Here is a 526-nt window from a genome sequence, read left to right as displayed (position 1 = left end):
CACTTTGTGATTCATGACTGGGGTGAAGTCGTAACAAGGTAACCGTAGGGGAACCTGCGGTTGGATCACCTCCTTACCTGAAGATACCTTCCCGCGAAGTGCTCACACAGATTGTCTGATGAACTTAGAGAAGAGCGTAAAACGCCTGCAGGCTTGTAGCTCAGGTGGTTAGAGCGCACCCCTGATAAGGGTGAGGTCGGTGGTTCAAGTCCACTCAGGCCTACCAAATCATTTCTCATGCTGCGTTACAGCGCCGCTCGCATAGAAGACTATGCGTCGCGACCCTGCGCCTTGCCTGAAAAATGATTCTCCTTGGTACTCATGCGTTTTACAACACTCATCGGGGCTATAGCTCAGCTGGGAGAGCGCCTGCCTTGCACGCAGGAGGTCAGCGGTTCGATCCCGCTTAGCTCCACCATCAACGAACCCGCGTTGATACAACTTCAGAATGCATTTACTGAATGCATTGCGAAGTTATTGCTCTTTAACAATCCGGAACAAGCTGAAAATTGAAACGACACGTCGT

General features: G+C 51.0%; 2 tRNA genes and 1 rRNA gene. All 3 read left to right on the top strand.

Annotation, left to right across the window (positions count from 1 at the left end):
• Nucleotides 1-76, top strand: a 16S ribosomal RNA gene (locus CBW22_RS24650); the annotation flags it as partial.
• A 73-nt stretch (nt 77-149) separates the two neighbouring features.
• Nucleotides 150-226: transfer RNA gene (locus CBW22_RS24645), tRNA-Ile, on the top strand.
• A 116-nt stretch (nt 227-342) separates the two neighbouring features.
• Nucleotides 343-418: transfer RNA gene (locus CBW22_RS24640), tRNA-Ala, on the top strand.
• Nucleotides 419-526 lie beyond the last annotated feature (108 nt).

It is taken from the genome of Pantoea sp. VS1 (genome assembly GCF_002207995.1).
Classification (GTDB): Bacteria; Pseudomonadota; Gammaproteobacteria; order Enterobacterales; family Enterobacteriaceae; genus Pantoea; species Pantoea dispersa.
This window is presented reverse-complemented; position numbering and strand designations above follow the sequence as displayed.